Here is an 11952-nt window from a genome sequence, read left to right as displayed (position 1 = left end):
TTTAGTTATTAGGCACAATTTACTTGGTTGGCGCTTTTTTTATCCGGGCAATGTAAGGATTTACGATAAATTTGTTGGTGATAGTAAGCGCTTTGTTTGGGTCAATTCCAGCTTCTTTTAAGGAGTAAATAAAACTGACAGGAGACTCCATTGCTTTGCAAAAGTCAGGTCTTGTGCGGTTGATGGTTAGCTGATTCCCTTTTACAACGAATTGAAAATCCTGTTTTTGCGTACAGCCAGAACTGGCAACTGTGATGGTAACTTCCTGTTTGTCGTAATCGAAACTGATACCCAATAATGTTTCAGGTTCGGTAGCTTTCAATATTGGAGTACAAATGAAAGTTGCGATAATCACAATAAACAGCGCTTTTGGAAAAAAGAAATTCTTCATTGGAAATGTTTTTTTGAGTGGAAAACTTATTTCTGAATAGATGTTATGCAAACGTAAGCACTTGGCATGTTCCAATAATTACGCTTATAGACAGTGTAAAATGTTATCCGGTATTTAGTGTTGGGCTTGAGTTGTGTATAGTCGTTGCCTAGGATACCAACCAGATGATACCATGGACCGCTTTTAGACATCCCTTCGACGTGTAGTATCGTATTGTTTTGAGCATTACTTTCAACCCAGGCAGTGGTGGTAATTCTCTCTCTTGCAAAGTTCTGACTGAAGAAATCCTGAGGTGCTTGTTTGCCTTCGGGTAGCGTGTATTTGTCTATGGGCATTTTCTGGTATGTTTCCAGTTCGATTTTTAGAGAATCAAGCGTCTTTTGGAATTCCGCAGCTTCGGCCGGTGCGTTTTGTTGTTTGCGCACGTCAATCCAACGCTGGTAGTTTGCTATTTCGAGCTGGATGGCGGTTTTGGTTGCTTCCAGACAGAGCTTTTTTATCTCGTATTGTGTGGGTTTACTTGTAGATATGGATTGTTGTTGTGCAAATACAACGAAGTAAAACATTAAAGAAACCAACAAAGCGATAGATTTGTGTGTCATGAGGCGTGGTATTTGAATGTTAGTTACGAGATATGAGATAAATCAATTTGTTTGGCTACAAAAACACAGCTATAATTGATTGGAAATTCCTACAAGCCGCACCATGCTATTGTTTTCAGGTGAAAATATGATGAGGCCATCCTGAAAGAACTTCAAAAAGCCTCCATATTGATCAGACAACTTATATACTTTGGTGTTTTTGATATAGAAGATGGATTGTTGCGTTGAGAAAAAAATGATATCATTATGTTTGTCATACGCCAGCGAAATGATTTTGTTGCCGTTTCCCAGCGATGCCATGGATTGTAATTCACCTTCAACGGGATTGAAAGATAGTACTTTTGTTCCTGTTGTGAAAACGAGTTTCCCTTTAACTTCAGTCACCGCTGTAACCGGGACGGGGGATGTAAACAGTTTTATATATCGTCCTCCCTTGAATACTACATAGAAGTTGCATCTTGATATCGGGTCTTTGTCATAAACATACAATAAACTATCTCCGGCTACTACTCCCATGTTGGTATTGGGTAAAGTGAGTATCTTAGACAGGTTATCATTGTTGTCCAAATAGCAAAGATCCTGATTGTGAATAGCAACGACAAATCCTTCCTTGTTGATTGTAAAGGCGTTGATGTGACCATCGAATACACCTCCTAATGGTTGGATGCCTCCCCAGCCTAACAAATAGAATTGTGTGCCGGTGGCCAACAGAATATGATGGTTGCGTGTAACATCGAGGTCGTTAAGCAACGTTCCGTTTATATCAGTATTTTTCAATATTTCTTTTGTGAGCAATCCTTCAAAACGCAATGTGTCAGGGGAGTTGGATCCGTATATTGGTTGCAATCCGACTACAAAAAATATAAGCATTGTGATTGTTGTATGTATCTTCATGGTCTTCCAGATGTTTGATTGATAATAAATAAAGGATAATAGCCTATTTAGTTTGTTCATCTCTGATGGAGGGAGCTTTGTAGATTTCATATAAATCTTTAGCATTTTCAGCAACGTCGATGCCAAGTTTAGAGAATGTTTTACTTATTTTTCCGAATTTGCGATCGAGATATTCGACACCGAGTTCTTTGTATGGATCGTGTGCAACATCCACGGCAGCTTCTTGAATGTTGTTGGTTAATGATTTGTTGATGACTACTTTCACGCTTAAATTTTGTATTTCTACGTCGGTGAGCTTCCCGGTAACAAAAGCGTCCGTAGCATCCTGTACTGCCGTAAAAGTATTGTTAGTGACATTGAGCATAAATGTGCCAATAGCGGCAGGTAGTTTGCCTCCGGGAACTTCTTCTATTTTAGAAAGATAGTATTCGGCTATTTTGTATTCTCTGTAATCTTCCAGTTTAAGTTTTTCAGGAGTTTTCTCTTCTATTCCTTTATTTGGATCACTATAAGCCATGTATCGATAGTCATAACAAAGTTTTAACGATCGGGTCTTGCCATCAAGTGTTGTTATGGTTAAGTTGTTGTTGGTTGGAGTACTGCCATTGGATATTGTTCCAGTCCCTTGACTTGTGTTTCCAGATCCCGGAAAAGGCCGGGGACGGGATGTCGTATTGTTGTTTGTTGTGTTATTGTTTGCAACCTGAGGTGTGGGTTTGACGGGTTTATAAACGGGGGCGTTGTGCGAACGATCATGAGCTGCCCTTGCTTTTGCCAGATTGGATTTTACAGTTGCATTAAACGGATCATACCATTGTGCCTTTTTGAGCATCCTGATGGCTTTGCCGTAATCACCGGAGTTCATGAACCGGATTGCTCTCTCATTGTAGTTGCTTGCTTTTTCAAGCCGCTTGTAATAGGAGGCGGAATAGGAATTGTTGGTGTTTGTATTGTAAGATGAAGAGGTATTTCCTCTGTCAATACGTACTCCAGTCATGTGTTCAAGCTGACCGATAGCGCTTTGAGCGTTTATTTGGTTGCTGGCTGAAGGTATGAATGAGCACAATAGTATCAGACAGAGGACTTGTATGCTGATTTGCGATCTGGTTTTCATGATCTTGTAAAATTAAAGGTGCTTTTGAAGAAAATGATGTTGTATGATTACAGCTCATTCAGAATATCAGCTCTTTTGCTTTGATATTCAGTGTCGGTGATAAGTTTTTTATTTTTGAGGTCTTCCAGTTGCGCAAGCCGTGATTCGATGTCGCTGTTTTGTGTAGTCGTTGTTTTGTCTGTTATTTCTTCGTGATTAATATCTACGTCCATTACCGACAGACCTTTGTTACTAAAGAAGTTTACCAACGAAAAAGTGGTAATGCCCAGCGCAAATAATATGAAAATAATAAAGAACAGAGTAATCACCGTTCCTCCGTCGTCGAAACCTGATTCCTGACTGACAGTGATAAAGAAAACAATACCAAAAATGGTGAAACACAGGCCTGCTACTGCACCCATCAGGGAAGATGCTTTACTTGGCTTTACTTTAGTGTTAAGCTTCATAGGGTTATGTTTTGAATTTGAACAGAGTTTTTCGGTTGAAAAACTGTCTTTAATAGAAGCAGATGCGCAGTCCTATTTGTTTAAGCCAATAAAACTGATCTCCGCCGTAGAGATTATATACAGGACGTACACCGATAGAAATGGCAATGGGAGCTAACGTGCATTGCAATCCGAAAGTGCCGTCAAGTCCGGCAAACGTGTTGTCGTGTTTTGCATTATCATTCCAATGGGTTTTCTTCCAGGATCCCACGTGTCCGCCAAATCCAAGATACCAGTCAAAGGGATATGCAATTGGAGTGTGGACTTCTCCCATTAATGTGAAGTTGTAATATTCTTTGCCAAAACTTCCTATAATGTCGAAGCAATGGCTGGCAGTAGTAAATGCTTTTAGGCTAACTTCGTAGACAAAGTGGTCTGGGTTGGTAATGTCTTTGGAGTTAACGGCAAGTGGGGAGCTGATATAGGTTCCTATTCCCGCAACATATTGGGAATAAAGGGGTGATGAACCTAATAATAAAAAGAGACTAACAAAAATCGTTTTTTTCATGGTTAGTTATGGGTTAATGTTAGTGTCATGCAAAAAGTTTCGCTTAGTTGCCGGGAGGCGGTGGAGTCTGTTCTGCTTGTTGCTTATGTACTTTCTTTTTAGGAGCGCTGAAGGCAAAAGATATTCCTGTTTGCACGTTGCATTGCTTCATTTTGGGAATGCCGCCTTCGGCATACGAAAGGGGCAGATAGTCTGTGATGACGTACCAGTTGAAAGGTCCGGCAATGATGTTTAGTCCTGCCCCAATGTTACTTCCTTCGTTGTTGATGAGCGAGTAACCTACCGACAGGTTTATCCATGACAATGGACGCAGGTTGGCCGAAGCCGTGATAGTGCCGCTTGTTGCAGAGCTTGCAAATCTGCTGTCGTATAGTAGTCCGAATCCTATTTTGTCTTTCAGTATAGAATATTCTGCTCCTACTTTTACATGGGCTGTAAGTGATGAATTATAAGCTGACCCGTTCGGTTTGAAATGGAGAGATTGTTTAAGCGTATCAAGTACAGCTCCGAAATCATTACCACCATTCACAGCAAACGACATATTGTTGAATGTTGTATTTGCTTTTACCGATCCTTCCCAGTCGCTTTTTTGCCAGTGGATAAAGCCGAGATCTGTGATGGCTGCCGAGATGGTCAAATCTTTTGTGAGTTTATAAGCAGCACCTGCATCAATTCCTAATCCTGTTCCTTTGAATTTTGTCGGGCCAAAATCATCTCCGTGCATGTTTGCAAAATCAGGATAACCTTCTTTATCTGCATATATTTTACCGGGGACACTCAAGCGCATGGTTCCGGCTCCGGTCATAGTCGTTTGGGCTTCTGTTCCACTCAGTGAAAGTTGAGAGAACGACATTTTGGTATTAAGTTGGCCAAATAGTAATTTGAGTTTGCCACCAACGCTTAAGCGGGGAGTAACCTGACGTGCATAACCGAATGAAGTTTCTACATAAGCAGTGGCATCAATTGCCAAAGAGGAAAGATCGAAATGTTGCGATGTTGAGTTTTGATTTACACCTTCGAGCAATAATCTGAACATGTCTTTGGGTATGCTTGCAGAAGAAACTACTTTTTCGGATAATCCGAAAGAAAAATAATTCTTGTTTTTGCGGAATCCAAATCCCAGAATACTCAGTGTCGCTTCGGATTTTATTTCTGTGAGAGGTTTAAGGATATGTAAAAAGCTTTGGTATTCAGCCCCTTTGTCAAATGGGGTGACTGTTGATCCATTGACGGATTTAAGAAGATCGCTCATCGCAAACGAATTGTTACCCATGCCTGCATAAACAGACGGCAAACTGATATAAAAATCCTGAGATGGAATAAATCCGGGGTTTACGCCAGTTCTGCCCGGGATTTTATCCATGAAATAAAGCGTGTTTGTTTGCGCGACAGAGTTACCGGCAATGGAAAAAAGTATAGCGATTGCAATACAGGCAGATATATGGAATCTCATAATTGACTATTTTGTAGTATAAATATCCTGGGGATCTTTTCTACAAAAGTATACTATTTATGATATAGATGCAAATTTTTTTTGCTGCAGATTGATGATGAAATGTCAAACAGTATTTTATCTGTGTGATGTTTTTCTGTCTCTTGTATTTTGTTTGTATTGAGTTATATATGGCTTATTGTGATGGGGAAGTGTTGCTTTTTGTTAGCTGTGTTGACGATATGTGTTTATGTGTAATTCTGAATAATGATTAAACACATATTATTTATTAGTTTATTTATTAACGGATATGTGCAAGATATTTGTGTTGTTTAATATATGGTGGATGGCGTTTTAAAAGGCGGTTTTCGATCTTTTGTCAGGGTTTCGATTGTTTTTTATAGTTCCTATTTTTTATACCTTTGTGTTCAACGATAGTTTTGAAGATAATTAAAACCGAGATCAATCATGAAGATAATTTCATATAATGTTAATGGTATACGATCTGCAATAAGTAAAGGGCTGGGAGATTGGCTGGCTCAGGAACAGCCTGATGTGTTGTGCTTGCAGGAAACAAAAGCTCAGCCGGAGCAAATAGATCAACTATTATTTGAGGAACTTGGCTATAACAGTCTTGTTAATTCGGCAGAGAAAAAGGGATATAGCGGAGTTGCTATTTTTAGTAAAACAAAGCCTGACTTCTATACAACAGGCATTGGCGTTGAAAAGTTTGACAACGAAGGACGCGTTATCCGAGCTGACTTTGGCGATTTGACCATTGTTTGTGTTTACATACCGTCGGGGACTACCGGTGATATTCGCCAGGATTTTAAGATGGAGTTTCTCGATGCGTTTACTGCCTATTTGCTGGAATTAAGAAAAGAACGCTCGAATCTATTGGTTTGCGGTGATTTCAACATTTGCCATAAACCGATTGATATAAATCACCCCGAACGTCATACGAAAGATTCGGGCTTTTTGCCTGAAGAGAGGGCGTGGTTCGACCGTTTTGTTGCGCTGGGCTTTATTGATACTTTCCGTGAATTCGATCAAAGCGGCGAAAGATACAGTTGGTGGAGCTTTCGGGCAGGAGCACGAAGCAAGAATCTTGGCTGGCGTATCGACTATCACGTTGTTACGACAGAAGTGAGATCCCGTTTGACGAATGCTTCTATTTTACCCGAAGTGATGTTTTCCGATCATTGCCCTGTTGTGGCTGAACTTGAATTTTAGAATACGATGGATAACGAAGATATACTGTTTATGCGTAGAGCTATAGAGCTGTCGCGCGCGAGTGTGAAGAGTGGCGGAGGTCCGTTTGGAGCTCTGATAGTAAAGGAGGGGGTGATCATTGCTGAAGGTTCAAACTGCGTTACAAAGCATCATGATCCTACTGCACATGCCGAAATCGTTGCCATCAGGGAGGCTGCCGGTAAACTCAATGCTTTTGATTTGTCAGGTTGCGTGATATACAGTTCCTGCGAGCCGTGTCCTATGTGCCTAGGAGCTATTTACTGGGCACACCTCGATAAATTGTTTTACGGAAATACCAAAACAGATGCTCATGATATAGGTTTTGACGACTCGTTTATTTATCGGGAACTCGATTTGAGTCCGGACAAAAGGCAGTTGCACATGACACAAATGCTGGCTGACGAAGCGATACTGGCTTTTCGTGAATGGACGGAAAAATTGGATAAAACTGAATATTGACGATTGTTTTTGGAATAAAACAGAATTAATTTTGTTAAAAAAGAGCTCTTCGGATGAATGTCTGAAGGGCTCTTTGTATTAATTGGAGATGGGGCGTGTATGTTGTTTTGTTTCGTAAAATTCATATTTACAAATAGTTGTTAGTGTGTTGTTGTGTTTGTGAGTTGCATTATATAATTATAACAGTTTCTTAATTGTTTTGAAGTGATAATAGTTATAAATTTGTAACCGTTATTCGATAGTAATAATTCAAATTTGAAATAAGATGGAAAAACAGAACAGTGAAATAGATTCCGTTGCGGAAAATCTGGCTCATATTGTTCCAATTTTGAAGCGGATATTTATCAAAGGGCTTCGAACTAAAACAAATCTGTCTCCGCAAACTTTGTATACTCTGGGTGCTTTGTCGTATCACAGCAAGCTTACCATGAGCGGAATAGGGAACCATCTTTCGGTTCCAAAGCCACATGTAACGGCGTTGGTTGATAAACTGATTTCTGAAGGGTTGGTAGAGCGTTTGAGCGATGAACGCGACCGGCGGATTATTTATATTCAGCTGACAGACAAAGGAAAAGAAACCTTCAGGGAAATCAAAAGAATGATGACGGAGTCGTTTCGTGCTGATCTTAGCATTTTTGACGAAGCTAAAATACACAAAATGTATGAATGCTCACTTTATATCCGTGATACGTTGGATGAGATGGCAAAGTCGCTTCAAGCCGGTTGTTGTTCAGGTAACTAAATAGATACTAAATATAAACTGAAAGGGAATCGCCCTTCTTAAAATTAAAATGGTATGAGTGGTGTAAAAAAAGATTGGAAAGTGTATATTCCTTTGGCTGTAGTTGTTATAGCAGTTGTCGTAGGAGGAATTTATTGGTATGTGGATTATTCAAGCTATTTAAAAACGGATGATGCTTATGTCGCATCCGACAATATTTCAGTAAGTTCGAAGATTATGGGGCGTATTTCGCACCTGTATGTTCAGGAAGGTGACTCCGTAAAGCAAGGTCAGCTTGTGGCAGAACTTGATAGTGCCGATTTGTTGGCACAAAAGAAACAGATTGTGGCCGGCAAAGCACAGACCGAAGCTAATAAGGCACAGACAGAGGCAAAATTTATCTTTGATCAAAAGAGTATCAAGGTAGCCCAAATTGCTTTTGAAAAAGCAAAAGAAGATTTTGAGCGTACAAAAACTCAGTATAACGGTGGTGTTGCAACAAAAGAACAATACGATCATAGTAAAAAAGCGCTGGAAACTTCTCAGGCTCAATATGAAGCAGCAACTGCTCAGTTGCAAGTTTCAAAGTCGCAAATTAAAACAGCAGAAGCATCTATTGTAAGTGCCGATGCACAAATTGGGGTAATATCTACCCAGTTGAACAATACAAAATTATATGCTCCTGCCGACGGTGTAATTGCAAAACGCTGGTTGTTGCCGGGCGATATTGCACAACCCGGACAATCGATTTATACGGTAAACAATAACAACAAGTTCTGGATTCTGGTCTATCTTGAAGAAACAAAGATGGAGAAACTCCACCTTGGTCAAAATGCTATCTTTACAATTGATACCTATCCGGATGTTATCTTCAAAGGGAAAGTATTTACTGTAAGTTCATCCACAGCTTCTCAGTTTTCTTTGATTCCACCCAATAATGCCTCAGGTAACTTTACAAAAGTGACACAACGTGTGCCGGTAAAAATTTCGATTGATGCAACCGAAGGTGGTCAGAAATTATCATCGTTCAAATTCCTGACGGGAATGTCGGCCGTAGTTAAAATTGTGAAGGAATAATGCGGAGAATTTCTACAACACACAGAATACGCCGCAAGCTAAGAAACCGCGAGTCTCTGTATCATCCCAGCAATCCGCGCTATAAGTGGTTTGTGCTTGCCAATGTAATGTTGGGAACCTTTATGGCGGTGCTTGACTCGACTATTGTAAACGTTGGTTTGCCGAAGATTATGTCTTCGTTTGGAGTGGGCCTTGATACAATACAGTGGGTTGTGACGGCTTATATGCTTGCAATGGCGGTTATGTTGCCTACTTCGGGGTGGTTAGCTGATAAGTTCGGGTATAAGAAGGTTTATTTCTGGGGCTTGTTTGTCTTTACATTAGGGTCACTATTGTGCGGGTTGTCAAATGATGAAACCACTCTGATTACCTCGCGTATTATTCAGGGGCTCGGTGCCGGTACGGTACAGCCTTTAGGTATGGCAATTATTACCCGTGAGTTTCCGCCGAAACAACGCGGTGTTGCTCTTGGTTTCTGGACTATTGCAGCGGCAGCCTCCGTGTCATTCGGTCCGTTGCTGGGAGGATATTTGGTCGATAACTTCAGCTGGCAGTTGATCTTTGATGTGAATGTCCCTGTTGGAATTCTGGCATTGTTTTTTACCATTGTCATTCAGCGGGAATTTATCCATCCGAATGTACGTAAGTTCGATTTTATCGGTTTCGTATCGGTTATCATCTTTTTGCCTGTTTTGCTTTATGCTCTTTCCGAAGGGAATGCAGCAAGTAATTCGGCAGGTTGGGGGGCACCGCACATTCTTGCCTGTTTTGCTATCTCGGGAATCGCTCTGGCCGTGTTCCTTACCAGAGAACTGACAACGGAATCGCCGTTGCTGGACATAAGGTTGTTGCGCGACCGTAATTTCGGATTGTCCAATTTGTTTATGCTCATTTTCGGGCTGGGTATGTTTGGTAGTACATTCTTGCTGCCTCTGTATCTTCAAAATTCATTGGGATATACAGCATTGCAGTCGGGAGCGGTATTTTTGCCGGTGGGAATTATTCAGGGGCTGGTGTCGCCGATTGTTGGGCTGGTGTCAGACAAAACCAATCCCAAAATTCCGATTCTTATCGGAATCAGTATGCTGGCCGCCAGTTTCTTTCTCAATTACAATCTCTCCTTTACATCGGAGCATTCGTTTATTATGTTGGCTCTTTACATTCGGGGATTTGGTATGGGATTGATTTTTGCTCCGCTTAGTTCGATGTCATTGCTGACGATTTCGCGCGAGCACATGGCTCAGGCTTCTAGTATTTCAAATACGGTACGACAGATTGGAGGTAGCCTTGGAGTTGCTATTCTGAGTACGTTGCTTACTTCGCGTACCAGTTTTCATGCTCAGGTTTACGGGCAGGCAATTGAGTCGACATCTCAGACATTTCAGAATGTCACTCAAAACATGGCATACTACATTCAGCAACACGGTGGAAGTACATTGCCAACAGCTCTGAAACAAGGACAAACTTTGCTGTTGCAACATGTAAATGTGCAGGCATTCATTCAGGGAGTTGATGATGATTTCTTTCTGGCAGCAGTGATTTCTCTTTTAGGTTTTATCCCTATTTTGTTGTCGCAATCTAAAAAGAAAAGCGTGGTAGTCAAATAAATAGCAAATAAAAAATTGACGTATGAAGCATATTTTTAAATACATAATGATTTTGACTTGTGGATTGCCTGTGGCGTTGACAGCTCAGAATCAAGTGGCTCAGCCTCAGGCAGACTCTTTGTCTTTGGCAGGAGTTATTACCAAAGTAATCGGTAATTATCCCTCGGTGAAGAAAGCAGAACTTGAAATAGAAGCTGCTAATGCTAAGATTGGTCTGGCAAAATCGGCTTATTATCCGAACATTGATATTTCATCTTCTTATTCGCATATCGGACCGACATCAAAGTTCGTGTTGCCGGGTTTGGGAACTTTTCAGCTGTATCCGGCCGACAACTATTCGGCATCGCTGAATGTGAACCAGCAAATTTATGATTTTGGCAAAACTGAAAAGAATATCACATTCGAAAATCAGGCAAAAGTTCTTTCTCAGTTGTCGTTGGAGCAGTTGAAACAAAAGCTGTCTCTTTCACTGGTCGGAAATTATTATTCCATTGTTTATTTACAGGAAGCGATCAGTATTAAGAACGAGGAGCTTAAGACGCTTAGAGAACATTTGGCTTTTGTGGAAAAGAAAGCGGCTACAGGCTCGGCTACTCAATATGAGATACTTACTACTAAAGTGAGAATTTCTAATATTGAAAACCAGAAAACCGATTTGGAGACTAATCTCAAAGTGTTACAATGTCAGTTGAACTCGTACCTGGGAGAATCGCAGCAGTCGAATGTGTTGCTGAAAAAGGATGTTCACGCTCCCGAAATTCTTGAAAGTGCAGATGCTTTGAGTGTTAAAGCCCTGGGACAACGTGATGAACTGAGGATTGTACGTCAGCGTGGTATGATGGTGGATACTCGCCTCAAGATGGTGAATGTCCAAAATAATCCGGTGCTAAACCTTTTTGCTATGGGCGGTTACAAAAATGGATATGTTCCGGAATTGGGAGATCCTAAGGCAAATTATACTGTAGGTGTCAGCTTTAAGCTCCCTATTTTCGATGCAAACAGATCGAAGTATAATCGCCAGCAGGTTCAGACAGACTTGCGCGGAGTAGATCAGGATACCGAACTTGCCCGCCGGAATATTGTAAATGAGGTGGTTGAAAGCCGGGCAAACGTTGATGCTGCTCTGAAAAAGATTGCACAGACAGAATTACAACTGCAACAGGCCCAACAAGCATACAAGTTGGCTGATACTAATTATATAGCAGGGGCAATCACTAATCTCGATTTGCTTGATAGCTCCACTTCGTTGGCAGAGAGTCGCTTGTCTGTGATGAAATCGCGTATTGACTATACCGTTAGTCTTTTGAAACTGAAAATTGCTCTCGGAGAGAGAATTTATTAATAATAGGTTGATAGTAGTTTTTTTAAGCAAAAGGCACTTCCGGTTTGGAAGTGCCTTTTGTTGTTT

Annotated in this window: 13 protein-coding genes; 6 read left to right on the top strand and 7 right to left on the bottom strand. The window is 40.8% G+C overall.

Translation table 11 applies throughout. The annotated features are described in order from the left end of the window. Window positions 1-19 precede the first annotated feature (19 nt). The 7 genes from PJIAN_RS08585 to PJIAN_RS08555 form a co-directional block, all read right to left on the bottom strand. Window positions 20-391 carry a hypothetical protein gene (locus tag PJIAN_RS08585; protein WP_068704059.1) on the bottom strand — a complete coding sequence of 124 codons (372 nt, stop codon included), beginning with the start codon at window positions 389-391 and terminating at the stop codon, window positions 20-22. Between the two features lie 26 nt (window positions 392-417). Beyond that, the gene (locus PJIAN_RS08580) at window positions 418-993 is read right to left on the bottom strand and encodes a hypothetical protein (protein ID WP_153802530.1); all 576 of its coding nucleotides are present in this window, start codon (window positions 991-993) and stop codon (window positions 418-420) included. 69 nt (window positions 994-1062) lie between these two features. Continuing rightward, window positions 1063-1863, bottom strand: a complete 801-nt coding sequence (locus PJIAN_RS08575; protein WP_153802529.1) for a hypothetical protein — start codon at window positions 1861-1863, stop codon at window positions 1063-1065. A gap of 67 nt (window positions 1864-1930) precedes the next feature. Continuing rightward, window positions 1931-3001: a tetratricopeptide repeat protein gene (locus PJIAN_RS08570; RefSeq protein WP_068704053.1), complete on the bottom strand. Its 1071-nt coding sequence runs from the start codon at window positions 2999-3001 to the stop codon at window positions 1931-1933. Window positions 3002-3048: 47 nt separating this feature from the next. Continuing rightward, the gene (locus PJIAN_RS08565) at window positions 3049-3447 is read right to left on the bottom strand and encodes an SHOCT domain-containing protein (RefSeq protein ID WP_068704049.1); all 399 of its coding nucleotides are present in this window, start codon (window positions 3445-3447) and stop codon (window positions 3049-3051) included. Window positions 3448-3496: 49 nt separating this feature from the next. Further along, on the bottom strand, window positions 3497-3994 hold the full coding sequence (locus tag PJIAN_RS08560; RefSeq protein WP_068704044.1) for a hypothetical protein: 498 nt from the start codon (window positions 3992-3994) through the stop codon (window positions 3497-3499). A gap of 43 nt (window positions 3995-4037) precedes the next feature. Continuing rightward, the gene (locus PJIAN_RS08555) at window positions 4038-5447 is read right to left on the bottom strand and encodes a DUF5723 family protein (RefSeq protein ID WP_068704039.1); all 1410 of its coding nucleotides are present in this window, start codon (window positions 5445-5447) and stop codon (window positions 4038-4040) included. A 447-nt stretch (window positions 5448-5894) separates the two neighbouring features. On the opposite strand from PJIAN_RS08555, the gene PJIAN_RS08550 reads away from it, so the two are divergent. From PJIAN_RS08550 to PJIAN_RS08525, 6 genes are all read left to right on the top strand, one after another. Beyond that, window positions 5895-6659: an exodeoxyribonuclease III gene (locus PJIAN_RS08550; protein WP_068704037.1), complete on the top strand. Its 765-nt coding sequence runs from the start codon at window positions 5895-5897 to the stop codon at window positions 6657-6659. A gap of 6 nt (window positions 6660-6665) precedes the next feature. Continuing rightward, window positions 6666-7139: a nucleoside deaminase gene (locus tag PJIAN_RS08545; protein ID WP_068704036.1), complete on the top strand. Its 474-nt coding sequence runs from the start codon at window positions 6666-6668 to the stop codon at window positions 7137-7139. Between the two features lie 265 nt (window positions 7140-7404). Beyond that, the gene (locus PJIAN_RS08540) at window positions 7405-7881 is read left to right on the top strand and encodes a MarR family winged helix-turn-helix transcriptional regulator (RefSeq protein ID WP_068704034.1); all 477 of its coding nucleotides are present in this window, start codon (window positions 7405-7407) and stop codon (window positions 7879-7881) included. A 54-nt stretch (window positions 7882-7935) separates the two neighbouring features. Beyond that, window positions 7936-8937, top strand: a complete 1002-nt coding sequence (locus PJIAN_RS08535) for an HlyD family secretion protein (RefSeq protein ID WP_068704033.1) — start codon at window positions 7936-7938, stop codon at window positions 8935-8937. After that, a complete protein-coding gene (locus PJIAN_RS08530) occupies window positions 8937-10544 on the top strand; it encodes a DHA2 family efflux MFS transporter permease subunit (RefSeq protein WP_084252337.1) in 1608 nt (535 codons plus the stop codon). The genes PJIAN_RS08535 and PJIAN_RS08530 overlap by 1 nt, the downstream gene beginning before the upstream one ends. A 22-nt stretch (window positions 10545-10566) precedes the next feature. Beyond that, window positions 10567-11886 carry a TolC family protein gene (locus PJIAN_RS08525; RefSeq protein WP_068704025.1) on the top strand — a complete coding sequence of 440 codons (1320 nt, stop codon included), beginning with the start codon at window positions 10567-10569 and terminating at the stop codon, window positions 11884-11886. The last annotated feature ends 66 nt before the right edge of the window (window positions 11887-11952 follow it).

It is taken from the genome of Paludibacter jiangxiensis, assembly GCF_001618385.1.
Lineage (GTDB): Bacteria > Bacteroidota > Bacteroidia > Bacteroidales > Paludibacteraceae > Microbacter > Microbacter jiangxiensis.
Note: the sequence above shows the minus strand (reverse complement) of the source record. Positions and strands in the feature narration are given on the sequence as shown.